Source organism: Streptomyces nymphaeiformis, assembly GCF_014203895.1.
GTDB classification, from domain to species: Bacteria; Actinomycetota; Actinomycetes; order Streptomycetales; family Streptomycetaceae; genus Streptomyces; species Streptomyces nymphaeiformis.
Map to the genome: position 1 here is coordinate 370460 of NZ_JACHJY010000009.1, position 24157 is coordinate 394616.

At 73.5% G+C, this 24157-nt stretch carries 20 protein-coding genes; 6 read left to right on the forward strand and 14 right to left on the reverse strand.

All coding sequences use genetic code 11. The annotated features are described in order from the left end of the window. Positions 1-249 precede the first annotated feature (249 nt). The gene (locus tag GGE06_RS30335; RefSeq protein ID WP_116158410.1) at positions 250-1488 is read right to left on the reverse strand and encodes a sensor histidine kinase; all 1239 of its coding nucleotides are present in this window, start codon (positions 1486-1488) and stop codon (positions 250-252) included. A gap of 4 nt (positions 1489-1492) precedes the next feature. Next, entirely contained in the window at positions 1493-2146 is a 654-nt protein-coding gene (locus tag GGE06_RS30340; protein ID WP_030687123.1) for a response regulator transcription factor, read from the reverse strand. A gap of 362 nt (positions 2147-2508) precedes the next feature. Between GGE06_RS30340 and GGE06_RS30345 the strand changes: the two genes are divergently transcribed. Then, complete coding sequence (locus GGE06_RS30345; RefSeq protein WP_181924475.1) at positions 2509-2682, forward strand: hypothetical protein; 174 nt, start codon at positions 2509-2511, stop codon at positions 2680-2682. A gap of 96 nt (positions 2683-2778) precedes the next feature. Here GGE06_RS30345 and GGE06_RS30350 read toward each other — a convergent pair whose 3' ends face one another. Continuing rightward, positions 2779-3579, reverse strand: coding sequence for an inositol monophosphatase family protein (locus tag GGE06_RS30350; RefSeq protein WP_116158411.1), 801 nt, complete (start codon positions 3577-3579; stop codon positions 2779-2781). Positions 3580-3588: 9 nt separating this feature from the next. Then, a complete protein-coding gene (locus GGE06_RS30355; protein WP_116158412.1) occupies positions 3589-4716 on the reverse strand; it encodes a ferrochelatase in 1128 nt (375 codons plus the stop codon). Positions 4717-4879: 163 nt separating this feature from the next. Here GGE06_RS30355 and GGE06_RS30360 point away from each other — a divergent pair, with 163 nt between their 5' ends. Then, positions 4880-6145 (forward strand): MFS transporter, encoded by a 1266-nt coding sequence (locus GGE06_RS30360; RefSeq protein ID WP_116158413.1) that lies wholly within the window; start codon positions 4880-4882, stop codon positions 6143-6145. Then, positions 6084-7424 (forward strand): D-arabinono-1,4-lactone oxidase, encoded by a 1341-nt coding sequence (locus GGE06_RS30365; RefSeq protein WP_116158414.1) that lies wholly within the window; start codon positions 6084-6086, stop codon positions 7422-7424. Before GGE06_RS30360 ends, GGE06_RS30365 begins: the two co-directional genes overlap by 62 nt. A gap of 3 nt (positions 7425-7427) precedes the next feature. On the opposite strand, the gene GGE06_RS30370 is transcribed toward GGE06_RS30365, so the two are convergent. Continuing rightward, positions 7428-8312 (reverse strand): hypothetical protein, encoded by an 885-nt coding sequence (locus GGE06_RS30370; RefSeq protein ID WP_184932334.1) that lies wholly within the window; start codon positions 8310-8312, stop codon positions 7428-7430. 487 nt (positions 8313-8799) lie between these two features. Here GGE06_RS30370 and sepH point away from each other — a divergent pair, with 487 nt between their 5' ends. After that, positions 8800-9840 carry a septation protein SepH gene (sepH, locus tag GGE06_RS30375; protein ID WP_116158416.1) on the forward strand — a complete coding sequence of 347 codons (1041 nt, stop codon included), beginning with the start codon at positions 8800-8802 and terminating at the stop codon, positions 9838-9840. A 166-nt stretch (positions 9841-10006) separates the two neighbouring features. On the opposite strand, the gene GGE06_RS30380 is transcribed toward sepH, so the two are convergent. Beyond that, the gene (locus GGE06_RS30380) at positions 10007-10834 is read right to left on the reverse strand and encodes a sulfurtransferase (protein WP_184932335.1); all 828 of its coding nucleotides are present in this window, start codon (positions 10832-10834) and stop codon (positions 10007-10009) included. A gap of 160 nt (positions 10835-10994) precedes the next feature. Here GGE06_RS30380 and GGE06_RS30385 point away from each other — a divergent pair, with 160 nt between their 5' ends. Then, the gene (locus GGE06_RS30385) at positions 10995-11768 is read left to right on the forward strand and encodes a VOC family protein (RefSeq protein ID WP_116158418.1); all 774 of its coding nucleotides are present in this window, start codon (positions 10995-10997) and stop codon (positions 11766-11768) included. A gap of 69 nt (positions 11769-11837) precedes the next feature. Here GGE06_RS30385 and GGE06_RS30390 read toward each other — a convergent pair whose 3' ends face one another. The 4 genes from GGE06_RS30390 to GGE06_RS30405 all read right to left on the reverse strand — a co-directional run bounded on the left by GGE06_RS30390 (position 11838) and on the right by GGE06_RS30405 (position 17600). Next, complete coding sequence (locus GGE06_RS30390; protein ID WP_116158419.1) at positions 11838-13193, reverse strand: polysialyltransferase family glycosyltransferase; 1356 nt, start codon at positions 13191-13193, stop codon at positions 11838-11840. A gap of 3 nt (positions 13194-13196) precedes the next feature. After that, positions 13197-14162: a glycosyltransferase family 2 protein gene (locus tag GGE06_RS30395; RefSeq protein ID WP_116158420.1), complete on the reverse strand. Its 966-nt coding sequence runs from the start codon at positions 14160-14162 to the stop codon at positions 13197-13199. Positions 14163-14291: 129 nt separating this feature from the next. After that, complete coding sequence (locus tag GGE06_RS30400) at positions 14292-16844, reverse strand: YfhO family protein (RefSeq protein WP_184932336.1); 2553 nt, start codon at positions 16842-16844, stop codon at positions 14292-14294. 153 nt (positions 16845-16997) lie between these two features. After that, complete coding sequence (locus tag GGE06_RS30405; protein WP_116158422.1) at positions 16998-17600, reverse strand: isochorismatase family protein; 603 nt, start codon at positions 17598-17600, stop codon at positions 16998-17000. A 120-nt stretch (positions 17601-17720) separates the two neighbouring features. Between GGE06_RS30405 and GGE06_RS30410 the strand changes: the two genes are divergently transcribed. After that, the gene (locus GGE06_RS30410; protein WP_184932337.1) at positions 17721-18455 is read left to right on the forward strand and encodes a TetR/AcrR family transcriptional regulator; all 735 of its coding nucleotides are present in this window, start codon (positions 17721-17723) and stop codon (positions 18453-18455) included. Between the two features lie 4 nt (positions 18456-18459). Here the strand turns inward: GGE06_RS30410 and GGE06_RS30415 are convergent, their stop codons facing one another. The 4 genes from GGE06_RS30415 to GGE06_RS30430 all read right to left on the reverse strand — a co-directional run bounded on the left by GGE06_RS30415 (position 18460) and on the right by GGE06_RS30430 (position 24089). Then, entirely contained in the window at positions 18460-19110 is a 651-nt protein-coding gene (locus tag GGE06_RS30415; protein WP_116158424.1) for a thymidine kinase, read from the reverse strand. 41 nt (positions 19111-19151) lie between these two features. After that, complete coding sequence (locus tag GGE06_RS30420) at positions 19152-20357, reverse strand: alkaline phosphatase family protein (RefSeq protein ID WP_184932338.1); 1206 nt, start codon at positions 20355-20357, stop codon at positions 19152-19154. Further along, positions 20357-20953, reverse strand: coding sequence for a DUF5998 family protein (locus GGE06_RS30425; RefSeq protein ID WP_116165273.1), 597 nt, complete (start codon positions 20951-20953; stop codon positions 20357-20359). Before GGE06_RS30425 ends, GGE06_RS30420 begins: the two co-directional genes overlap by 1 nt. 199 nt (positions 20954-21152) lie before the next feature. Next, positions 21153-24089 carry a bifunctional acetate--CoA ligase family protein/GNAT family N-acetyltransferase gene (locus GGE06_RS30430; protein WP_221518651.1) on the reverse strand — a complete coding sequence of 979 codons (2937 nt, stop codon included), beginning with the start codon at positions 24087-24089 and terminating at the stop codon, positions 21153-21155. Positions 24090-24157: the final 68 nt, after the last annotated feature.

Below are 24157 nucleotides of genomic sequence, written 5' to 3' on the forward strand. Positions count from 1 at the left end.
TCGGCTTCGGGTGGCGAACCGGACCGTACACGGTCCTCCGGGCGACCCTCACGGGCGCCACCCCGTGTACTTCCCGTCATTCCGGGCCCCGGAAACCCGGACTTTTCCTGGTTTTCCGAGGGATTTCTCGGTCACGGAGAGTGGAGGGCCGGACACCCTCTCCTGTGATCGATCACACATGAGCGTCTCAGAATCGGGGCCCCGGAATTCCGCGCAAAGCGAACGGAACCGGTCGGCTCGTGCAGTGTGTCAGATCGGCAGAGTGACGCGCATCACGAGTCCGCCGCCCTCGCGCGGCTCCGCGATGATACGGCCGCCGTGGGCGCGGGCCACGGACCGCGCGATCGACAGGCCGAGACCGACCCCCTTGTCGCTGCCGGTCCGCTCCTGCCGGAGCCTTCTGAACGGCTCGAAGAGGTTGTCGATCTCGTACGCGGGGACCACCGGTCCCGTGTTCGAGACGACCAGGACCGCCTGGCCGTCCTTGGCCTCGGTGGTGACCTCCACCCAGCCGCCCTCCGGCACGTTGTACCGCACGGCGTTCTGGAGCAGGTTCAGGACGATCCGTTCGAGCAGGACGCCGTTGCCCTGGACGACGGCGGGCTCGCGCTCGCCGCGGATCTCCACGCCCTTGGCGTCGGCCTCGGCGTGCACCTGGTCGACGCCCCGCTCGGCGACCTCGGCCAGGTCGACGGGTTTGCGCTCGATGATCTGGTTGTCGCTCCGCGCGAGCAGCAGCAGGCCCTCGACGAGCTGTTCGCTGCGCTCGTTGGTGGCGAGCAGGGTCTTGCCGAGCTGATGGAGCTCCACCGGCGCCCCGGGGTCCGAGAGGTGGACCTCCAGGAGGGTGCGGTTGATCGCGAGCGGGGTCCGCAGCTCGTGCGAGGCGTTCGCGACGAACCGCTGCTGGGCCGTGAAGGCCCGCTCCAGGCGGTCCAGCATCTCGTCGAAGGTGTCGGCGAGCTCCTTGAGCTCGTCGTCCGGGCCGTCCAGCTCGATCCGCCGGGACAGGTCCGAACTGGCCACCTGGCGGGCGGTCCGGGTGATCCGGCCGAGCGGGGAGAGCACCCGTCCCGCCATGGCGTAGCCGAAGGCGAAGGCGATGATGCTCAGGCCGAGCAGGGCGAAGAGGGACCGGCGCAGGAGGTCTTCCAGGGCGATGTCGCTCTGGTGCCGGAGGCACAGCGTGACCGCGTCGTTGAGCTGGTCGCCGGTGGGCGACTCGGGCAGCCGGCACCAGGAGGTGGTGGGCTGGACCGTGCCGTTGACGACCTTGAAGGGCAGCTGGCTGGTGCTGTCGCTGAGGGCCTGGGCGGTGAACAGGTAGATGATCGACAGCAGCAGGATGCCGGCGATCAGGAACATCCCGCCGTACAGCAGCGTGAGCCGTATCCGGATGGTCGGGCGCAGCAGCGGCCGGACGGGGTCGCGGGGGTCCCAGGTGGGTTTCGGGGGCGCCTGGGGGTGGGGCGCGGGGGTCGTGGCCATCGGGTCAGATCCGATACCCGGAGCCGGGGACGGTGACGATGACCGGCGGCTCGCCGAGCTTGCGCCGCAGGGTCATGACGGTGACGCGCACGACGTTGGTGAACGGATCGGTGTTCTCGTCCCAGGCCTTCTCCAGGAGCTGCTCGGCCGAGACGACGGCGCCCTCGCTGCGCATGAGGACCTCCAGGACGGCGAACTCCTTCGGTGCGAGCTGGACCTCGCGGCCCTCGCGGAAGACCTCGCGGCGGTTGGGGTCGAGCTTGATGCCGGCGCGCTCCAGGACGGGCGGGAGCGGGACGGTGGTGCGGCGGCCGAGGGCGCGCACGCGCGCGGTGAGCTCGGTGAAGGCGAAGGGCTTGGGGAGGTAGTCGTCCGCCCCGAGCTCCAGGCCCTCGACGCGGTCGCTGACGTCGCCGGAGGCGGTGAGCATCAGGACGCGGGTGGGCATGCCGAGCTCGACGATCTTGCGGCAGACGTCGTCGCCGTGGACGAGCGGGAGGTCGCGGTCGAGGACGACGACGTCGTAGTCGTTGACCCCGACGCGCTCCAGGGCCGCGGCGCCGTCGTACACGACGTCGACGGCCATGGCCTCCCGGCGCAGTCCGGTGGCCACCGCATCGGCGAGCAGCTGCTCGTCCTCGACGACGAGTACGCGCACGTCGTTAATCCTTCCCGTTGAGCCGCTGTCCGGGGTGGGACCGGCTGAAAACTGAGCACTGACTGTGCGTGTCCATCCTGCCCCGTACGCGCGTAAACCGGCTGTAAGACGGCGGTGCGGGGCCTCCGGCGGGAGGGGGCGCGCGGCGGGGCGCGTGCGCCGGAACGAAGAATTCACCGGATTCTCGGGCCAGTTGAGGTTTCTCTGAGGAACGGGCTGGGGAGGACGACTGCACACCCCGTGATCACGCCCTGTATGTGGCGCGCCACCTACCGCTCTCTGTCCCCCAGAGTTCGCAGTGCGTGATCCACCCACCCTCGGCACACCCCCGTGCCACCGGACCCACGAGGAGGGGGCGCACGATGGACGCTTTCACCGCAGGACTGCTGCACCGCATCAGGACCACGCAGACGGACCTCACGCGGGCCCGTGAGACGGGCGACGACTACCTGGCGGAGGTGGAGCAGGCGGAGCTTGACGACCTGCACCGGCTGGCCGCCGAGCACGGCGTGGAGGTGGCCGCGCCGGGCGTCTGACCCGTCTCACCCGGACCCTGTCCGACCTCGAGCACGTACGCGTGGGCCCCGGTGCCGTCCCGGCACCGGGGCCCTCGTGCGTCCGCCCGGCAGGCGCTAGTCGTGCCAGGCCCCCAGCTCCTCCAGGAGCTCCTGGAGGGGCGCGAAGAGGCCCGGGGAGGCCGCGAGCACCAGTTCGCCGGACTCCGGCTCCCCGGGGCGGCCGCCCGTGAGGCCGCCCGCCTCGCGGGCGATGAGCGCGCCCGCCGCGAGGTCCCAGGGGTTGAGGCCGCGCTCGTAGTACGCGTCGAGGCGACCGGCCGCGACGTCGCAGAGGTCGATGGCGGCCGAGCCTCCGCGGCGGATGTCGCGGACGCGCGGGATGACCCGCTGGGCCACGTCGGCCTGGTGGGCGCGGCGGGCCTGGACGTACCCGAAGCCGGTGCCCAGGAGGGCCTGGTCGAGCGCGGGCGAGGGGCGGACGGCGAGGCGCCGCTCCCCCTCGTACGCGCCGCCGCCGAGGACGGCCCGGTACGTCTCGCCGCGCATCGGGGCCTCGACGACGCCGACGACGGTCTCGCCGTCCCGCTCGGCGGCGATCGAGACCGCCCAGGTGGGGAGGCCGTACAGGTAGTTCACCGTGCCGTCGAGCGGGTCGATCACCCAGCGGACCCCGCTCGTCCCGGGGCTCGACGCGCCCTCCTCGCCGAGGAAGCCGTCGTGCGGGCGGTGCTCGGAGAGGAAGCCGGTGATCAGCTTCTCGGCGGCGATGTCCATCTCGGTGACGACGTCGATGGGGCTCGACTTGGTCTTCGCCACGGCCAGGTCGTCCGGCCGGCCGTCGCGCAGCAGCGCTCCGGCCCGCCGGGCGGCCTCCAGGGCGAGGTCGTGCAGTTCGGTGAGCAGAGGGTCGGTCACGCTGACTCCTTACGCGTACGGGCTGTCGGCACCGGCCGCCGCGGGCCGCTCGGCCCTGGCCGGGCAGCAGCCGATCGGGCACAGGTCGTGGGAGGCCCCGAGCGCGCCCAGGGCGCACCGCTCGGCCCTGCTCCCCCGCTCGTGCGCCGCCCGCTCCAGGACGAGCTCGCGCACGGCGGCGGCGAAGCGCGGGTCGGCGCCGACGGTGGCCGAGCGCCGGACGGGCAGGCCGAGCTCGGCGGCCTTGGCGGTGGCCTCCGTGTCGAGGTCGTAGAGGACCTCCATGTGGTCGGAGACGAAGCCGATGGGGACCATGACGGCGGCGGGCGCGCCGGCGCCGTGGAGCTCCTCCAGGTGGTCGCAGATGTCGGGCTCGAGCCACGGGACGTGGGGGGCGCCGCTGCGGGACTGGTAGACGAGCTTCCAGGGGTGGTCGATCCCGGTCTCCTCGCGGACCGCGTCGGCGATGAGCCGCGCCACGTCGAGGTGCTGGCGCACGTAGGCGCCGCCCTCGCCGTGCTCGGTGACCGGTCCCGAGGTGTCGGCGGCGGAGTCGGGGATGGAGTGGGTGGTGAAGGCGAGGTGGGCGCCGTCCCGCACGGCCGGGTCGAGCTCGGCGAGCGAGGCGAGGACGCCCTCGATCATGGGCTCGACGAAGCCGGGGTGGTTGAAGTAGTGCCGGAGCTTGTCGACCCGGGGCAGCGGGAGCCCTTCCGCCTCCAGGGTGGCGAGCGCGTCGGCGAGGTTCTCGCGGTACTGGCGGCAGCCGGAGTAGGAGGCGTACGCGCTGGTGGTGAGGACGGCGATGTGGCGCCGCCCGTCGGTGATCATCTCGCGGAGGGTGTCGGTGAGGTACGGCGCCCAGTTCCGGTTTCCCCAGTAGACCGGCAGACCGAGCCCGGCCTGCTCGAAGTCCGTCCGCAGCGCGTCGAGCAGCGCGCGGTTCTGGCCGTTGATCGGGGAGACGCCGCCGAAGAGGAAGTAGTGCCGGCCCACTTCCTTGAGCCGTTCCTTCGGGATGCCGCGGCCGCGTGTCACGTTCTCCAGGAACGGGACCACGTCGTCCGGGCCCTCGGGGCCGCCGAAGGAGAGCAGCAGCAGGGCGTCGTACGGGGCGGGATCGTGCTTCTCGGACATGGCACCGATCCTCCCACCCGCCCCTGACGGCCACGGGCGCGGCCCGACCGAGGGTGTTCTTCCGACGTTCTTCCGAAGTTCCTCCGAAAAAACAGGGATGACCGATCGACTTCAACACCGTAGGCTTTAGCTATTAATTACACGTGTTGACCAAGGACCTCTCTTGCCCAGTCCCTACCGCGCGATCTTCGCGGCGCCCGGAACCGCCTCGTTCTCCGTCGCGGGGTTCCTCGGTCGCATGCCGCTGTCCATGATGGGCATCGGGATCGTGACCATGATTTCGCAGGTCACCGGCCGGTACGGCCTCGCCGGCGCGCTCTCCGCGACGCTCGCGATGTCCGCCGCGGTCCTCGGCCCCCTGGTCTCGCGCCTCGTCGACCGGCACGGGCAGCGCAAGGTGCTCCGCCCGGTCACGCTGGTCTCGCTCGCCGCTGCCGCCGGCCTGCTCCTGTGCGTGCAGCAGAAGGCCCCGGACTGGACCCTGTTCGTCTTCACCGCCGTGATCGGCTGCGTGCCGAGCCTCGGCGCGATGACCAGGGCCCGCTGGGCGGAGATCTACCGGGGCGAGGAGCGGCGCCTGCACACGGCGTACTCCTGGGAGTCGATCGTCGACGAGGTGTGCTTCATCTTCGGGCCGATCCTCTCGATCGGCCTGTCGACCGCCTGGTTCCCCGAGGCCGGGCCGCTGTTCGCCGGGGGGTTCCTGGCCGTCGGCGTCTTCTGGCTGACCTCGCAGCGCGCCACGGAGCCGGTCCCCCACCCCGCGGAGGGCACCGCCCGGGGCACCTCCGCGCTCCGCTCCCGCGGCCTCCAGGTGCTCACGCTGGCCTTCGTCGCCACCGGCGCGATCTTCGGCTCGGTGGACGTGGTGACCGTGGCCTTCGCCGAGGAGCGGGGCCAGAAGGCCGCCGCCAGCCTCGTCCTGGCCGTCTACGCGCTGGGCTCGGGACTGGCCGGCGCCGTCTTCGGACTGCTCCACCTCAAGGGCGAGGCGTCCCGCAGGTGGCTCCTGGGAATCTGCGCGATGGCCGTGAGTATGATCCCCCTCCTACTGGCCGGGAACCTGCCGTTGCTGGCCGTGGCGCTCTTTGTCGCGGGCCTGTCCATCGCACCGACGATGGTGACCACGATGGCCCTCGTCGAAGCGCACGTACCGCGCACCAAGCTGACCGAGGGCATGACCTGGACGGGTACCGGCCTCGCGATCGGCGTGGCGCTCGGCTCCTCGGCCGCCGGCTGGGTGGTCGACGCGTCGGGGGCGAAGGCGGGGTACGTGGTGCCCGTCGTCTCGGGCGCGCTCGCGGTCGCGGTGGGTCTCCTCGGACACCGCCGGCTGCGCAGGCCGGCGCCGAACCGGGAGGGGCAGCGTGAGCGGGACGACAGCAGCGGGGTCGGGGAGCGCCGGGGCGGCGGGCAGCCCGTGGCGTAACTGGGCGGGGAACGTCACCTCCCGCCCGGTGCGCGAGGTGAGCCCGGCCTCGGCCGAGGAGCTCGCCGAGGCGGTGCGCCGCGCGGCCGAGGACGGGCTGCGGGTGAAGACGGTCGGCACCGGCCACTCGTTCACCTCGATCGCGGCCACCGACGGCGTGCTGATCCGGCCGGGCCTGCTGACCGGGATCCGGCGGATCGACCGCGAGGCGATGACCGTGACGGTCGAGTCGGGCACGCCCCTGAAGCGGCTCAACGTGGCGCTGGCCCGGGAGGGCCTGTCGCTCACGAACATGGGCGACATCATGGAGCAGACCGTCGCCGGCGCGACCTCCACGGGCACCCACGGCACGGGCCGCGAGTCGGCGTCCATAGCCGCGCAGATCCGCGAGCTGGAGCTGGTGACGGCCTCGGGCGAGCTGCTCACCTGCTCGGAGAAGGAGAATCCGGAGGTGTTCGCGGCCGCCAGGATCGGGCTCGGCGCCCTCGGCGTGGTCACGGCCATCACCTTCGCGGTGGAGCCGGTCTTCCTGCTCACCGCGCGCGAGGAGCCGATGAGCTTCGACCAGGTCACCTCGGAGTTCGACGCGCTGCACGCGGAGAACGAGCACTTCGAGTTCTACTGGTTCCCCCACACGGACAACTGCAACACCAAGCGCAACAACCGCAGCGCGGGCCCCGCCGCTCCCCCCGGGCGGATCAGCGGCTGGATCGAGGACGAGCTCCTCTCCAACGGGATCTTCCAGGTCGCCTGCTCATTGGGCCGCGCGGTGCCGCCGGTCATCCCGTCGATCGCCAAGGTCTCCAGCCGGGCCCTGTCGGCCCGTACGTACACCGACATCCCGTACAAGGTCTTCACCTCGCCGCGCCGGGTCCGCTTCCTGGAGATGGAGTACGCGCTTCCGCGTGAGGCCGCGGTCGCCGCGCTGCGCGAGCTCAAGGCGATGATCGAGCGCTCTCCGCTCAAGGTGAGCTTCCCGGTGGAGGTGCGCACGGCCCCGGCGGACGACATCGCGCTGTCCACGGCCTCGGGGCGGGAGACCGCGTACATCGCCGTCCACCTCTACAAGGGCACGCCCCACCAGGCGTACTTCACCGCGGTGGAGCGCATCATGACGGCGCACGGGGGCCGCCCGCACTGGGGCAAGGTCCACACCCGCGACGCCGCCTACTTCTCCGAGGCCTACCCGCGCTTCGCCGAGTTCACGGCCCTGCGCGACCGGCTGGACCCGGACCGTCTGTTCGCCAACGACTACCTGCGCCGCGTCCTGGGCGACTGACGGTCACTCGGCTCCCGTGCCGGTCCCGGCGTCGGCTCCGGCCGTCGCCGGGGCCGTCGGCGCTTCGGGCTGTCCCGTGCCGGTGGTCGGCTCCTGGGTCGGCGCGGTCGGTTCCGTCGTCGGGCCGGTCGGCGTCGGCGGGGGCGTCGTCCCCTCGCCGGCGGAGCCGGACGGGGTGGGGTCGGCCGACGGCGTCCCGGTCCCGGTCTCCTGGCCGCCCGGGGTCGACGTGGCACCCGTCGTGGGGGTGCCGGCGCCGTCCTGCCGCTGGCCGGTGCCGTCCGCGGACCCCGACGGCGCGGGGGTGGGCCCGCGATCCCGCTCGGGCGCGTCGTGGCCGGTGCTCCCGCCGCCGCGGACGACGGAGCCGAAGGTGGTGGTCCCCTGCTTGCCGCTGAAGTCCTCCCCGGAGACCAGTTCGTACGCGGTGATGCCGCCCATGGTGACGCCGAAGACCAGGGCGGCGGCGATCGCCGGGCGCTTCCAGCCCCGGACGCGGGTCCCGTGGGTGGTCGCCTCGCCGAACTCCTCGTCGGACGGCGCCGGGGCCGGGAGCGCGCCCAGCATGAGGGTGCGGTCGTCCCGCGGACCGGCCGGGGCCGGGACCTGACGCGCCTTCGGCTTGGCCGCCGCGGTCACGTCGCGGACCTGTTCGCCGGTGCGCTTGAAGAGCTGTTGGAAGAGCGGTCCGCCGCAGGTCGCGATGACACTGATCACACCGGCGCCCAGGATCGTGCCGTACACGCCGAGGGTCGAGGCGAGCTTGGCGGCGACGACCGCGGCCAGGGCACTGCCCGAGACCTGAGCCACGCTCAGATCGATCCTCCTGCCGCTGCCCTTCTTCCCCTCCTCCGGCTCGTCCCCGTCGGTTTCCGGCCTGTGACGCATCTCCGACCCCTGGTGGCTCATCCGTTCGCCTTGCACCCAGAAGGGACAAACCGGCGAAGCGAATAGTTCCGTTTCTGCTGTTTCTGTGAAGAGCGACACGTACGGGGGAAGATCGCGGACACTCAACTCCCGTACCGCCCGAGAAGTTGAGCGGCGCGCCGGTCCACCCAGGTGGCCCGAATGGAGTACATTGACGAACCCTGGGTCCGGACGCCCTCACGGGTGCCCTGGATCAAGGGGAGGGGGCCGGACACGGCGCTCGAACCGGCGGCGCCTCGGCATCGCACGGGAACCGACTGCACAGAGTGACCGCCAGTCACTCCGAGTAGTGAAACAGGTAACCGTGTCATAACGGCGCTCCAGGGTCCATGCCCGACACGCCGGGCAACTCGGCAAGGTAGTGGCAGGCTGCACCCGGGCAGGCCACACTCGACTAGCGGAAGCAGCGACGCACGTGACGTCGGCAGGCACCACCCGGGAGGTCCCCATGCCCGAACTGCGTGTCGTGGCCGTCTCCAACGACGGCACACGACTGGTGCTGAAGGCTGCTGACAGCACGGAGTACACGCTTCCGATCGACGAGCGGCTGCGTGCCGCCGTGCGCAACGACCGCGCGCGCCTCGGCCAGATCGAGATCGAGGTCGAGAGCCACCTCCGCCCCCGTGACATCCAGGCGCGCATAAGGGCCGGTGCCTCCGCGGAGGAGGTCGCCCAGCTCGCCGGCATCCCCGTCGACCGCGTGCGCCGCTTCGAGGGCCCCGTGCTCGCGGAGCGCGCCTTCATGGCCGAGCGGGCCCGCAAGACCCCGGTGCGCAGGCCCGGCGAGAACAGCGGCCCGCAGCTCGGCGAGGCGGTGCAGGAGCGGCTGCTGCTGCGCGGCGCCGAGAAGGACACCGTGCAGTGGGACTCCTGGCGTCGGGACGACGGCACCTGGGAGGTGCTGCTCGTCTACCGCGTCGCGGGCGAGGTCCACACGGCCAGCTGGACGTACGACCCGCCGCGCCGGCTCGTCCAGGCCGTGGACGACGAGGCCCGTGCCCTGATCGGCGAGACGGACGACACGATCGCCGCCGCGCCGGAGCCGAGCTTCCCGTTCGTGCCGCGCATCGCCCGGCTGCCCCGGGACAGGCCGCTCGACCGTGCCCTGGACCGCCAGATCGACCGTTCCGACCGGCAGCTGGAGCGGGCGCCCTCGCCCGTCGAGCCGGAGGAGGAGCGGGACTCGCTGACGAGCCTCCTGGAGGCCGTGCCGAGCTTCCGCGGCGACATGGTCGTGCCGGAGCAGCCGGACACCGAGCCCTCGGAGGAGACGGAGGCGGAGGAGCCCCCGGCCCCGGCCGCCTCGGCGGGCGCGGGTTCGGCCTACGCCGACGTCCTGATGCCGCGCGCGGTCTCGGGCCACCGCGACCGTCTGCACGGCGCCACGGACCGCCAGGCCGAGGCGGACGGCGTCCGCCCGGGCCGCCGCGCGGCCGTACCGAGCTGGGACGAGATCGTCTTCGGCACCCGCAGGAAGAAGCAGGACTGACGGCGGTACGCGCCCGGCCCCCGTCCGGGGGCGTGGCAGGCCTGACTGCTCTACGCGCGTGCAGGGGCATGGCGGGACCGGCCGCTTCACGCGCGCGCGTACGTGTGCAGTGGGCGTACGAGCAGGGCCCGCGCCAGGTGACGGCGCGGGCCCTGCTCGTATGCCGCTACCGCGGGTCCGGGCCCGTGGCGACCGGGCGGGCGGGGTCCGAGGACCACTCCGACCAGGAGCCGGCGTAGAGGCCCGCGGGGATGCCCGCGATCTCCAGGGCCAGCACCTCGTGGGCGCCCGAGACGCCCGAGCCGCAGTAGACGGCCACCGGGGTCCCCTCGGCCGCGCCGAGCGCGGTGAAGCGGTCCCGCAGGACGTCGGCGGCCAGGAAGAGGCCCTCGGCGTCGACGTTCTCCGTCGTCGGGGCCGAGACCGCGCCCGGGATGTGCCCGCCGACCCGGTCGATCGGCTCCACGTCGCCCCGGTAGCGCTCCGCCGCCCGCGCGTCCAGGAGCAGACCCGCGTCCGGGAACGCGGCGGCCCCGTCGGCGTCGAGCAGCCCCAGGGCGCCGGGCTCCGGCCGGAAGTCGCCCGGCTCCGGCGCGGGGACCTTCTCCGTGAGCTCCCCCGTCCAGGCCGCGAGGCCCCCGTCCAGGACCCGCACGTCCGGGTGGCCCGCCCAGCGCAGCAGCCACCAGGCGCGGGCCGCGCCCCAGCCGAGGCCCCCGTCGTAGACGACGACCGGCCGGTCCGCCGAGACGCCCGCCCGGCGCATCACGGCCCCGAAGGCCTCGGGGTCGGGCAGCGGGTGGCGGCCGCCGCTCCCGGGCGGGCCCGCGAGTTCCGCGTCCAGGTCGACGTAGACCGCGCCGGGGAGGTGGCCGGCCTCGTAGGCGGGCCGCCCGGGCGGGCCGCCGAGCGTCCAGCGGACGTCAAGGAGGACCGGCGGCCGGGCCCCGGCCGACTCGCTCTGCAGTTCGCTTGCGGAGATGATGGGCTTCATGGGAGCCATCCTCGCGCAGCCGCACGGCCGCGCGGGACGGACCCGGCGACCTCCGACAGGATCACGCCACGATCGGTGCGGCGGGGGCGCGCCGCCGCGGCGTCGGTGTCACCATCGGACGGGAGCACGGCCACGACGACGGTCCGAGGAGAGTACGACGATGACCGAGGCGACTCCGCGCCCTCCGGGCACACCCTGCTGGGTGAGCCTGATGGTGCACGGGATTGACGCCACGCAGGAGTTCTACCGCACGCTCTTCGGTTGGGAGTTCATCCCCGGTCCGCAGCAGCTCGGCCCGTACGTGCGCGCGCTGCTCGACGGCAGGGAGGTGGCGGGCATCGGCCAGCTGCCGCCCGACCGGCACCTGCGCATCGCCTGGACCCCCTACCTGGCCACCGACGACGCCGACGAGACCGCCGAGACCATCCGCGGCTGCGGCGGCACCGTCGCCGTCGGCCCGCTGGACGCGGGCGAGGCGGGCCGTCTCGCCATCTGCTCCGACCCGACCGGCGCGGTCTTCGGCGTCTGGCAGGCGGAGGCCCACCACGGCACGGCGGCGGCGGGACCGCCCGGGACGCCGGTGTGGAACGAGCTCCTCACGTACGAGGCGTCCGCGACCGGCAAGTTCTACCGGATGGTCTTCGGCTACGAGGTGGAGCCGGTCGTCTCCGCCGAGCACGACTACGCGACGCTGCACGTGGCCGGGGAGCCGGTGGCCTCGCTGCACGGCGTCGGCAACGCGCTCCCCCGGGACCGGGGCCCGCACTGGATGACGTACTTCGAGGTCGCCGACACGGACGAGGCCGCGCGGCTCGTCCAGGAGCTCGGCGGTCATGTGCTGCGCGCGCCGCGCGAGGGCCAGGCGGGACGGCTCGCCGTGGTGGCGGACCCGGAGGGCGCGGTCTTCACGCTGGTCAGGTCCGCCGCGCGCTGAGCCCGCGCAGCGAGCCCGCACACCGAGCCCCGCACCGGCTCAGCCGCGCGGTTCGGCGCCGTCTCCGGTTCAGCCGCGCCGGCTCCGGACCAGGCTGCGACGCAGCCGGGACGTGCCGGTCCGGTCCGGGGCGGGTCCTCCGCCCGGGAGGCCGAGCTCGGTCAGCCGTTCGACGGTGAAGTGGTGTGCGGTGCCGGGGTCGGCGTGGTGCTGCGCCAGGAAGGCGGCGGCCTCCTGGCGGAGCCCGGGGTGCGCCTTGGGTCGCATGCAGTAGCCGACGGCCCTGACCAGGGGCGTGAGCGAGGCCGGGGCCGCTCCCGGGACGGCGGGCTCCTCTCCGCCCTCCAGGTCCGCGACGAGGTGGTCGACGAGGGTGAGCGGGATGCGGTTGCTGTTCTCGAAGGGGGTGAGCCGTTCGAGGACCTCGGCCGTGCCCACGCGCGCGATGGGGACGTCGTAGTAGACGGCGGCGGTGAGCATCGCCGTGGAGAAGCAGCCGACGACGAGCTCGGGCCGGCAGCGCTCGTAGAAGGTCTCGGCGAGCAGCGGACCGGCGAGGACCGTGAGCCGTACGCCGCTCCGCTCGGCCTCCTCGTCCAGGGCCTGGGAGTAGCGGGCGGGGGCGGTCGGGTGCGGCTTGAAGACCACCGAGCGGTGTCCGGCCGCGGCGGCGCCGCGGAGCATCCGTACGTGCAGTTCCTCTTCCTCCTCGGCGGTGAGCAGGGAGAGGGCGGCGAGGTACTGGCCGAGGAGCAGGGCCGTCGGCTCGGCGGCGGCCGCCCGCGCGATGTCCGGGTCGTCGGCCGCGTCCTCGGCGATCTCGGCGAGGACGGCGCGGAAGGCGGTGTCGGGGACGAGTTCGGGCTCGATCCCGTACTCGCTGAGCAGGAGCGGGCGCAGGCCCGGGACCAGGTCGAGGTGGAGCACGCGGCGGACGCGGCAGGCGATGGACTGCGCGAGGTCGGAGCGGGTCGGGCCGTAGCTCATCAGACCGTCGGCGTAGACGTGGACGGTGCTCTCGGGGAAGCAGCCGGCGAGCGCCTTGGCCGGGTTGACCTGGATGGATTCGACGATCAGCTCGACCGGTCCGGTGCCGAGGTCCCAGGCGGTGCGCAGGACGCGCTGCCAGAGCGGGGCCTCCTCGGGGCGGGGGGCCCAGGCGGCGGGGTGGTACGGGTGGATCGTCTCGTTCCAGTCGAGGGTGCCGTCGAAGCGGGCGGCGATCCGCTCGTACCCGGTCATGGTCTCCAGGCGGAGCGCGGTCTCCGGGATCTCGGCGTTGTGCGAGATCAGCAGGAGCCTGCGGGCGGAGTCGCGGGGGCCGAACTGTCCTGCGTCGAGCGCGGCGGCGAGGGTGGCCGCGCCGTACAGGGTGGACACCTGGAAGATCTGGACCGGCAGGTCGTGGGTGGCTTCGGGGGCCATGGGTCAGGCGGTCCTTCCGGTGTCGCGCAGGCTCCGGAGGAGGGTGCTGCGCGGGGTGTCCATGGTGGCGAGGGTCTCGTCGAGGACCTGCTGCGGCATGCGGTGCAGCGCGTCGCGGACGTCGGCGCGGAGGCGCGCGGCGACGGCCGGTTCGTACGCGTCGGCCTTCCCCATGTGGAAGGCGATCATCGCGCAGTAGGTGCGGACCGCCTTCGGGAGGAAACGGTCGGCCTCGGGGTCCCGGGAGACGTCGTCGAGCAGGAGGTCGTACGAGGGGATGAAGTCCAGCTGCCGGTTGTCGGTGATCTGGGTGAGCGAGGTGGTGACGCCCCGCCGGTAGAAGACGCCGTGCAGGGAGAGCGCCGCGAACGTGCGCGCCTTGAGGTGCAGCCGCCAGATCCAGAGGCGGTCCTCGGCCGTTCTGAGGGAGGTCTCGAAACGGGATTCCCCGTTCTCGAAAAGACGCCCGCTGTAAATGCCGAAAGGCACGAACGGATAGTCGACCATCGTCACCATGCTGGCCGGCGAGATTCCGTCCCTGGGGTCCATCACGGCGTCGCGCCGCTTGGCCGGGGCATAGCGGATCTGCCGTTTCCGGCCTTCCGACAGGACGTGGTCGGTCCGGGCGAAATCGCAGTCCAGGCGGGAGATTCCGGCCACGGCGGCGCTCAGGTGGCCGGGCGCGTACCAGTCGTCGCCGTCGAGGAACGTGAGGTAGTCGCCGCGCGCGGCGTCGATTCCGGTGTTCCGGGCCTGGGCGACGCCCTTGTTCGTCTCGTGCCGGATGACGGTGGCGTTCGGCAGGCGGTCGCGCCAGCGGTCGAGGATCTCCGGGGTGTCGTCCGTCGAGCAGTCGTCGATCAGCAGGAACTCGAATTCCGGATCCGCGTTGTTCGCGAGGCTGCGCAGGGTGTCGGGCGCATAGGGACCGACATTGTGGAACGGTACGACGACGGACAGTTTCGGCACTCGGGATCCCCACACTGAATCGAACAATTTAACGCCGTTACGGCGGGCACAGTAACGGCCGACTTCTCCGGGTGAACGATCCACGCGTGCACTCCGGGTGAACTCTTGTCGTCCCCGGCGGAAACCCCGTCACCGCCGGACCCGTCGGCGATGCAGCAGTCCCGTCACGGCGAGCGCCAGGAGCGCCGCCGCGCCGGCCGCGCCGCCGAGCTTCATCCCCGGTGGCCGGAAGGAGCAGCTGACCGAGCTCGCGCGCCCGTCGAGGGGGACGGCGACGAGGCCCTCGTACGCGCGCGCGGGGCGGGCGTCCGCGTCGCCCGCGGCGCAGCGCCAGCCGGAGATGCGGGGCGCGGCGAGGACCGCGACGCCCTTGCTGCCGGGCGGCAGTTCGGCGGTGACGGTGTGTCCGCTGGCACGCACGCGCGTGGCGCCGGTGGCGGTGAGCCGGCGTACGGCGGAGTCGAGCCGGGCGGCGACGAGGCAGCCGACCGGTTCACGGGGCAGCCGCAGCTTGCCCTCGGGCGCCAGGTCGATCCGTACCGCACCGGAGTCGGGGACGGTGCCGAGGGCCTGCAGGGGGGCGCGGACGGAGGGCGGCTTGCCGTCGAAGCCCACGGGCCGCTCCCCCGCCAGGGCCGCCTCGCCCCGGTACTCGGGCGCCCAGAACCAGACCTGGGAGCCCGCGGGGCAGCGGGCGGTGAGGCTGCGTCCGGTACGGCGTGGGGCAGGCAGCTCGTACACGTCGGCGCCGAGCAGGCGTTCCTGCCGGGCGAAGGCCGAGTCCCCGGGATGTGTGGCCGGCCGCCCCGGCGGGCGGACCGTGACCAGCGGCGGGACGGGGGTGGTGGTGACGGTGACCGTGGCGCGGGGCGGCGCGTCCTGTCGTACCGGCTCCGTGGGCTTCGAGCGCAGCCGGGTGCCGATGGAGAAGAGGGCGTCCGCGACCGGGTTGTCCAGGCTGACGGGGTGCCTGCCCTTGGCGTAGTAGCCGAAGCCGAGGGAGGCCAGGGTCCGGGAGGTCACGTCGGCGGTGAGACTGCTGTAGTAGTCGGCGCCCTGGCCTCCGACGAGCAGCACGTCATTGCCGCCGGGGACTTCGCCGGGGTCCGTGCGGTGGCGGGGCCAGGCGTCCGCGCGGGCGACCTCGTCGGCGGCGGCCTCCTGCCAGGGGCCGACCCGGGGCGACCAGGAGACCTTGCTCCGCTGCTGCTCCTCGATCCGCATTCCGGTGACGGCCACCTCGCCGGCCTGTGCGGCGGCGAGCAGGACCACGGCCAGGACGGGGAGTACGCGCGCGCGTGGCACCCGATCCGGCTGCACGCGCGCGTGCCCCCGGCGGGCGCCGGCCGGCGCGAGAAGGACGGCGGCGCCCGCCAGGAGGGCGGCGGTGCCGAAGGCGGGGAAGGTCCACCGGTCGATGTCGACGCTCCCCCGGGCCGCCCACGCCAGGACCCCGAGCAGCGTCACGCCCGCGAGGAGCGCGGCCGGCCGGGGCACGCCGCGGGCAGCGGAGAACCAGGCGGCGATGAGCAGCAGGCCGCACAGGACGAAGGTCTGACGGTACGGGATGCCGTTGGGCGAGGCGCCCGCGTGCCACAGCAGGTGTGTGGGCTCCCACTGCAGGGAGAGCGTCACCAGGACGATCGCGGCCGTCCAACCGGCCCGGACGCGCGGGGCGACGGCCCGGTTGAAGGGCAGGGTGAGGGCCAGCGCGAGGGCGGGCGTGCCGATGAAGAGGGCGGGGCTGGCGACGCTCGCGGTGGCGGGCAGGAACCGGGCGAGGACGTCCGTCCAGGGTGCCGGCGCGAAGACCGTCTCGGGGGTGGGGTCGGCGACCTTCGTGGCGAGGAAGACGACCACGACGAGCGGTGCGGCGAGCCCGATGCCGATGAGGACGCTCCGGGCGGCGCGCAGCGCCCCGGCGAGGCGCTGCCGGGCGCTTGCGGTCTCCTCGGCGGTGAGCAGGCGGACGAGGAGGAAGACGGCCGCGCCGAGGGTCGCCATGTACGCGGTGTAGAAGTTGGAGATCCAGGCCAGGGCGACGACGAGCGGGCCGAGGACGGGACGGCGGGCGGTGCGGGCCCATTCGCCGACCAGGCAGAGCAGGGGGAAGGCGACGAGGCCGTCGAGCCACATCGGGACGGTGGCGCCGTAGTTGAGGGTCCAGCCGGAGAGGGCGTACGCGGTGCCGAGCACGGCGGCGACCGGCCACGGGCCGGGGCGCAGCCGCAGGAGGAGGAGTGCCATCGCGGCCGCCGCGGCGCTGATCTTGGCGGCGGTGACGACGTACAGCGCGAGTTCGACGCGGTCCGCCGGGAAGAGCACGACGAGCAGGTCGAAGGGGCTGCTCAGGTACGTGCCGATGTCGCCGAGGAAGTTGGATCCGAAGCCGGAGTTCCAGTTGAGGAAGGCGTCGCCGTGCGTCTCGCCGAGCAGGAAGGCCCGCCAGTAGGCGTGGTACGGCAGGTACTGCTGGCCGAGGTCGACGATGTTCCGGGTCACCGGCCCGAAGGGGTACGTGCGGGAGAGCCGGGTGGCGAGGCAGAGCAGCACGGCGGTGAGCAGGGCGGCGGCGGCCGGGGCCCGGAGGGCGGAGCGCCGCGGCTCGTCGCCGCGGTGCCGCTCCGCCTCCTCGCGTACGGTCTCGTCCTCGGCGTACACGGCCTCGGCGGCGGGTGGCACACGTCCTCCAGGGGGCACACGGCACGGGGAGACCCGGAGGGGTCGTCACGGGCCGTCCGCCATTACCGCCGAGGCGGGCGACCCGCAACCGATCAGCAGGCGCTCTTCAGGCACACCCCTGGTGAACTCCGGGTGCCGGCGGCGCCGGTGGCGTCAGCCGACGAGCTCGTCGACCGTGCGGGCCACCGTGCCGAAGAGGTCCCGGACCGTCGTGAGGCTCGCGGCCTGGAGGGCCTCCGGGGACAGGACGGTGCCGTCCGGCGCCTCCAGGGGGCGGGTGGCGGTGGCCTCGGCGACCACGGTGGGGCGGTAGCCGAGGTTGAAGGCGCCCTGGGCGGTGAAGAGGACGCACATGTGCGTCATGAAGCCGGCGATGACCAGGTCGCCGCCCACGCCGAGCTCCTTGAGGGTCTCCTCCAGGTCCGTGGCGTGGAAGGCGTCGGGGAACTGCTTGACGACGACCTTCTCCCCCTCGACCGGGGCGACTTCGTCGCTGATGGAGCCGATCTCGGCCCGGATGTCGTACGGGGTGCCCTCACCTCCGTCGTTGACGACGTGGACGACCGGGGCACCCGCGGCGCGGGCGGCGGCGAGCAGCCGGGCACCGGCGGCGACGGCCTCCTCGGCCCCGGGGAGCCGCATGACACCGGTGCGGTAGGTGTTCTGGAAGTCGATCAGGATCAGGGCCGAGTCGCCAAGGCGCGGCAGCTCCTGGGGCAGGCCGATCACATCGCGCAGGGTGGTGGACGCGGTCATGGCGGTTCCTCTCGGTCGGGCGCAACTGACGTTATAGACGCTAACACAGTTCGTTAACGACGCTATCGCCCATCCGGGATTGCCCAGATCCGCCGTGTTAGCGCTGTTATCGTGGGACCCATGTCGACGGCACGAGAGCGCATCCTGGAAGCCACCGGGGAACTCCTCGCCACCAAGGACGCGCTGGCCATCTCCACCCGGGCCATCTGCGACCGGGCGAAGGTCGGCGCGCCGGAGATCTACCGCCAGTTCGGCGACAAGCAGGGGCTGCTCACGGCGGTCGCCGACATCGGCTTCGAGCGCTTCCTCGCGGAGAAGCGTCGGAACCCGCTCACCGAGGACCCGGTGGCGGACCTGCGCACGGCCTGGGACAGCCACGTCGCGTTCGCGCTGCGCAACCCGTACCTCTACCGCCTGATGTTCACGCCGACGGGCGACGCCAAGCCGCAGGCCATCAAGGAGGCCCAGGCGATCCTCCTGAAGGCCGTGGAGCGCTGCCGCGACGCCGGACGCCTGCTCATGGCCCCGGAGTTGGCCGGCCAGTCGATCCTCTCCGCCAACGTGGGCGTGTGCATGATGGCGCTGTCCTTCCCCGAACTGTTCGGGGACCCCGCCGTCTCGCCGGCGGTACGGGACGCCGTCATCGGGACGGTCACCGGCGACGAGCGCGAGGACGACCGCCTCGGCACCGCGACCGTCCTGGCCCAGGTCCTGGTCGGCACCCTGACGGGAACGGCTCCGGTCACCGGGACGGCACTCGACGACCTGACGCGCGCCCTGCGACCGCCGGCCATCGGGCCGTCGGACATCGGGCCGTCGGACATCGGGCCGTCGGACATCGGGCCGTCGGACTGAGACGTCAGGCGTTGCCGACCGGCAGGACGTCCGGGGACAGGGCGCCCGCGTGGGCCGCGGCCGAGGTCACGCGGCGGCGGTGGTGGCGGCGGCAGAGGACCTGGTAGCCGATCTCCTCGGCCGGGCGGTTCACATCGCCGACGACGACCTGCTCGCCCTCGACGACCATCTCGCCGCCCACCGTACGGGCGTTGTGCGTGGCACGGGCGCCGCACCAGCACAGGGCCTCGACCTGGAGCTGCTCGATGCGGTCCGCCAGCTCGATCAGCCGCTGCGAGCCCGGGAACAGCTTCGTGCGGAAGTCCGTCGTGATCCCGAAGGCGAAGACGTCCAGGCCGAGGTCGTCGACGATGCGGGCGAGCTGGTCGATCTGCTCGGGGGCGAGGAACTGGGCCTCGTCCACGATCACGTAGTCGGCCTTGCCGCCCTGCGAGAGCTGGCTGACGAGGTACGCGTACAGGTCCATGTCCCGCGGTGCCTCGACCGCGTCCGTCACGAGGCCGAGCCGGGAGGACAGCTTTCCCTCGCCCGCGCGGTCGTCACGGGTGAAGATCACGCCCTGAAGCCCCCGCGCGTCGCGGTTGTGGGCGATCTGGAGCGCCAGGGTGCTCTTCCCGCAGTCCATGGTTCCGGAGAAGAAGACCAGCTCGGGCATGACGGGACAGGGACCTTTCGGGGCGTGGGCGGAATCGGGGATCAGGAACGGACTTCGAGCAGCGGGACGAGCTGCTCCGCGGGGGTCATGGACCCGTGCATGCCGACCATCGCGGACTCGTTGGGCTCGTTGACGGAGGCGGTGATCGCCACGTCGTCGTGGGCCGCGGCGATGACGTCGCCGATCCGGCCGTACACCCGCTCGTCGACCTCGGCGCCGAACCAGCCGAGGTCGATGGCCTCGTCCCGGCTCGCCACCCAGAACTGCTCCCCGACGACCTCGCGCCAGCAGGTGAGGACGTCCGCCTCGGCGCCGGGCACGGCGTAGACGTGACGGGCGCGGCCCTCGCCGCCGAGGAGGGCGACGCCCGCGCGCAGCTCCCAGTCCTCGTCGAAGTCGATGCGGTGCTGCTCGTCGAAGGGGATGTCGACCATGCCGTGGTCGGCCGTGACGTACAGGGCCGAGCGGGGCGGCAGCTGCTCGGCGAGCCGCTGGACGAGCCGGTCGACGAACATCAGCTGGCCGCGCCAGGCGTCGGAATCGATGCCGAAGCGGTGGCCGGCGCCGTCGAGTTCGCTGTAGTACGTGTAGACCAGCGAGCGATCGCCGGCGGCGAGCTGCTCGGCGGCGAAGTCCATGCGCTCCTCGCCGGAGAGCCGCCCGTGAAACGTTCCGCCACTGAGCGCGACCTTGGTGAGCGGGGTCTGCTCGAAGATCGGGGAGGACACCTGGGCGGTGTGGATCCCGGCCTCGTGCGCGTGCTGGAAGACGGTGGGGTACGGCTGCCAGACGTGCGGCGCGGTCCACGGCTTCCAGCGCAGCTGGTTCATCAGCTCGCCGGTCTCGGGGTTGCGCACGGTGTAGCCGGGCAGTCCGTGCGTCCCGGGGTGGAGGCCGGTGCCGACGGAGGCGAGCGAGGTCGCGGTGGTGGCGGGGAAGCCGGCGGTGACCGGGCGGCCCGTGCCGCCGCGCGAGGTGCCGAGGAGCGAGGTCAGGTACGGGGCCTCGTCCGGGTGCGCCTTGATCTGCTCCCAGCCGAGCCCGTCGATCAGGAAGACGCAGTTCCGGTCGGCCGGGGCCAGCTCCGCGATCCGCGCCTCGAAGCCGGGCACGTCCTGGCCGGCCACGAGCGTCGGCAGCAGGTCGCCGAGCGAGCCGGAGGTGTACTCGGGCACCGGCGCGGTCTCCGGCGCGAGCGGGACCGGGTCGTCGGGCCAGCCGTGGGTCACGGCGGTCGGCTGCACCATCAGCGGGTGGGCGCGGCGGTCGCCGCGATGGCTTCGGAGAGGGCCTGGGCGAACGCGAGGGTCTGCCGGACGGTGTCCGGGCCGTCACCGGCGTCGCTCACGCGCAGGCTGAGGTCGTCGGCGGTGGCGTTGCCGGTGTAGCCGTGGTCGGCGTCGCAGTTGGGGTCGCCGCAGGCGGCGGGCTCCAGGTCGATGCGGGAGACGGCGCCCCAGCCGATGGTGAGGACCACCTCGCGGGGCAGCGTGCCCGGCGTGTACGACTCGGGGTTGGCGACGACGCGGCTGACGACGACCGACGAGATCCGGTCGAGCTTCACGGACTCGGTGGAGGTCGTGGCGTACGGCGACGGGGAGCTCGTGTCGGCGCCCTGCTCGTCGGTGTGGCTGACGATGAAACGGTGCGGCGTCAGGACGAGGACGGTGACGTGGCGCCGGACCTCGTTCGCGTCGAAGGTGGTCTCCTGGTGCACCACGTACGACGTGATGGCCTCGCCGCCGACGGCGGCCTCCACCGCCTCGGCCACGAGGGCCGGGTAGTAGCCGCTGCGCTCGATCGCCGCGCGCAGCCCCTGGGTCGTCGTACCGCTCTTTGCCATGAGCTCCATCCTACGGGGCGGAGGGGGCCCCTCAGGCCCGTCCGCGACGCGGCGGCTCCGCGGGCCTCGGTGACGCGGCGGTTCCCGAGGGCCTCGGTGACGCGGGAGCCCCGCGGGTCTCTGCGACGCGGGAGCCCCGCCGGTGTCGGTGACGCGGGAGGCTCCGCTGGTCTCAGGAACGCGGAAGGCTCCGCCGGTCTCAGTACCGCGGCAGGCTCCGCGGGCCGAGGTCGGTGCGGGGTGCGGGCGGGGCCAGTCGGACGGTCGCGCCGAGGACGGAGAGTCCGCGGGGGGCCACGACCACCGGCTCCAGGGAGACCGCGACCACCTCGGGGTGGTCGTCGACGAGCCGGGAGACCCGCAGGAGCAGCTCCTCCAGGGCCGGGGTGTCGACGGGCGCGGAGCCGCGCCAGCCGAAGAGCAGCGGGGCGGTGCGCAGGGAGCGGACGAGTTCGGCGGCGTCCCGGTCGGTGGCCGGGACCAGCCGGTGGGCCGTGTCCCCGAGCAGTTCGGAGGGCGCGCCCGCGAGGCCGAAGGAGAGGACGGCGCCGACGGCCGGGTCGATCGCGGAGCGGACGACGGTGTCGACGCCCCGGGGCACCATCGCCTGGACGACGGGCTGGAGCTCCTCCGGTTTGCCGAGGACCTCGGTCAGCTCGGCGTACGCCGTGCGCAGCTGCTCCTCGGTGGCGAGGTCGAGCCGGACGCCCCCGAGGTCGGGGCGGTGGCGGAGGTGGGGCGCGGTCGTCTTGAGCGCGACGGGGTAGCCGAGCCGGGCGGCGGCCGCGACGGCGGCGTCGGGCGTGGGCGCGGGGAGGGTCGGCCGGACGGCGATCCCGTACCGGGCGAGCAGCGCCCCGGCCTCCTCGGTGTCGAGGGTCACACCGCGGTCGTCCACGCCGTCGCCGCCGAGGACCCCTTCGATGAGCGCGGCGGCGCCGGCCTCGTCGATGTCCTCGTACTCGGGCACCCGCCCCGGCTCGGCGGCCTGCCGCCGCCACTGCCCGTACCGGACGGCCTCGGCCAGGGCCCGTACGGCCCGCTCGGCGGCGGGATAGGCGGGGATGGTGGCCTGGGCGGGGGTGCCGGACTGCGCGGGGGCGGCGGTGCCCGGGGCCGCGGCGGAGGGGCCGGGGGCGGATCCGGTCGTCCCCGCTCCCGCCGGCGCCGCCGCACCGGCCGCACGGTTCTCCGTGGTCACGGCGCCGCGTCCGGCCGCCGCCGGCCGGGTGCTCGTGGCGACCGCCAGGGCCTCCGCGAGGCCGCCCATCTCGACGTGGACGACGACGACCGGCTTGGTCGGCGCGGGGGCGGAGGCGACGGCCTCGCGGAGGGAGGCCGCGAGCACCTCGCCGTCGCCGAACTCGGTGGCCCCGTCCTCGCCGACCCAGGGGATCGCGTTGACGACGACCGCGTCGGAGGTCTCGTCGGCGAGCGCCGCCGCCAGCGCGTCCCGGAAGTCCGCCGGGACCGCCGCCGTCGTGAGGTCGAGGGGCCGCAGCGGGCGCAGCCCCTCGGTCAGGCAGGCGTCGTACGTGAGGAGCCCGAGCGACTCCGAGTTGCCGAGGATCGCGACCCGGGGGCCTGCGGGCAGCGGCTGGGCGGCGAGGAGCAACCCGGCGTCGACGAGTTCGGTGACGGTGTCGACGCGGATCACCCCGGCCTGGCGGAGCAGGGCGGAGACCGTGGCGTGCGGGATGCGGGTGACCGGCACCCGGTGGCCGGGCGGGGCGCTGCCGCTGTGCCGGGCGCCCTTGACGACGACGACGGGCTTGACGGCGGCGGTGCGGCGGGCGAGCCGGGTGAACTTCCGCGGGTTGCCGATCGACTCCAGGTAGAGGAGGACGACGTCGGTGCCGGGGTCGTCGTACCAGTGCTGGAGGAAGTCGTTGCCGGAGACGTCGGCGCGGTTGCCGGCCGAGATGAAGGAGGAGAGCCCCGCGCCGCGCCGGTGGAGCCCGGCGAGCAGGGCGATCCCGATGGCGCCGGACTGGGTGAAGAGCCCGATCCGCCCGGCGGCCGGCATCTGCGGCGCGAGGGAGGCGTTGAGCCGGACGTCGTCGGCGGTGTTGATGATCCCGAAGGCGTTGGGGCCGATGATCCGCATGCCGTACGAGCGGGCCTGCCGTACGAGCGCGCGCTGGCGCTCGCGGCCGGCGGCCCCGCTCTCGGCGTATCCGGCGGAGAGCACGACGAGGCCGCGCACCCCGTGTTCGCCGCAGTCGGCGACGGCCTCGGGGACCCGTTCGGCGGGGACGGCGACGACGGCCAGGTCCACGGGTTCGCCGATGGCGCCGACCGAGGGGTGGGCGGGGACGCCGTCGAGCTCGGTCTCTCCGGTGAGCGCGGCGTTCACCGCGTACACCCGTCCCGTGAAGCCGGCCCCGAGGAGGTTGCGGAGCACGGTCCGGCCGACGCCGCCGGGTGCGCGCCCGGCGCCGACGACGGCGACGGAGCCGGGGGTGAGGAGGCGCTGCACGGACCGGGCCTCGGCGCGCTGCTCGCGGGCCCGCTGGACGGCGAGGGAGCGGTCGGTCGGTTCGAGGTCGAGGTGGAGACGGACGGAGCCGTCCTCGAAGCTGCGCTTCTGGGTGTAGCCCGCGTCGGTGAAGACCTTGATCATCTTGGTGTTGGCGGGGAGCACCTCGGCGGCGAAGCGCCGGATGTCCCGCTCGCGCGCGACCGCGGCGATGTGTTCGAGGAGGGCTGAGGCGACGCCCCTGCCCTGGTGCGCGTCCTGGACGAGGAAGGCGACCTCGGCCTCGTCGGCCGGGGCGGAGGCGGGCAGCCCCTGGGCGTTGATGCGGTCGTAGCGGACGGTGGCGATGAACTCGCCGCCGACGGTCGCCGCCAGCCCGACCCTGTCCACGAAGTCGTGGTGGGTGAAGCGGTGGACGTCCTTGGCGGACAGGCGCGGGTAGGGGGCGAAGAAGCGGTAGTACTTCGACTCGTCCGAGACCTGCTCGTAGAAGCTGACGAGCCGGTCGGCGTCGTCGGCCGTGATGGGCCTGATCCGCGCGGTGCCGCCGTCGCGGAGCACCACGTCCGCCTCCCAGTGGTCGGGATAGGCGTGCTCCGCCGGGGCGGGTGGGGCCGGTGTTCTCGCCGCTTCCGACTGCTCCGACGCGCTCTGCATGGGGTCAGCCTACGGCCGCGACACGACTGCGGCACCGGTCGCGTGGCAGGTGTGCGGGCCGCAAGGTG

What these genes read in the sequence shown, in the direction of transcription:
- GGE06_RS30410 (WP_184932337.1), top strand. Translation starts at nt 17,721, where the DNA reads ATGTCGACGGCACGAGAGCGCATCCTGGAAGCCACCGGGGAACTCCTC.
- GGE06_RS30370 (WP_184932334.1), bottom strand. Translation starts at nt 8,312, where the DNA reads ATGCGTCACAGGCCGGAAACCGACGGGGACGAGCCGGAGGAGGGGAAG.
- GGE06_RS30385 (WP_116158418.1), top strand. Translation starts at nt 10,995, where the DNA reads ATGACCGAGGCGACTCCGCGCCCTCCGGGCACACCCTGCTGGGTGAGC.
- GGE06_RS30345 (WP_181924475.1), top strand. Translation starts at nt 2,509, where the DNA reads ATGGACGCTTTCACCGCAGGACTGCTGCACCGCATCAGGACCACGCAG.
- GGE06_RS30335 (WP_116158410.1), bottom strand. Translation starts at nt 1,488, where the DNA reads ATGGCCACGACCCCCGCGCCCCACCCCCAGGCGCCCCCGAAACCCACC.
- GGE06_RS30425 (WP_116165273.1), bottom strand. Translation starts at nt 20,953, where the DNA reads ATGGCAAAGAGCGGTACGACGACCCAGGGGCTGCGCGCGGCGATCGAG.
- GGE06_RS30355 (WP_116158412.1), bottom strand. Translation starts at nt 4,716, where the DNA reads ATGTCCGAGAAGCACGATCCCGCCCCGTACGACGCCCTGCTGCTGCTC.
- GGE06_RS30420 (WP_184932338.1), bottom strand. Translation starts at nt 20,357, where the DNA reads ATGGTGCAGCCGACCGCCGTGACCCACGGCTGGCCCGACGACCCGGTC.
- GGE06_RS30415 (WP_116158424.1), bottom strand. Translation starts at nt 19,110, where the DNA reads ATGCCCGAGCTGGTCTTCTTCTCCGGAACCATGGACTGCGGGAAGAGC.
- GGE06_RS30405 (WP_116158422.1), bottom strand. Translation starts at nt 17,600, where the DNA reads ATGACCGCGTCCACCACCCTGCGCGATGTGATCGGCCTGCCCCAGGAG.
- GGE06_RS30430 (WP_221518651.1), bottom strand. Translation starts at nt 24,089, where the DNA reads ATGCAGAGCGCGTCGGAGCAGTCGGAAGCGGCGAGAACACCGGCCCCA.
- GGE06_RS30380 (WP_184932335.1), bottom strand. Translation starts at nt 10,834, where the DNA reads ATGAAGCCCATCATCTCCGCAAGCGAACTGCAGAGCGAGTCGGCCGGG.
- sepH (WP_116158416.1), top strand. Translation starts at nt 8,800, where the DNA reads ATGCCCGAACTGCGTGTCGTGGCCGTCTCCAACGACGGCACACGACTG.
- GGE06_RS30390 (WP_116158419.1), bottom strand. Translation starts at nt 13,193, where the DNA reads ATGGCCCCCGAAGCCACCCACGACCTGCCGGTCCAGATCTTCCAGGTG.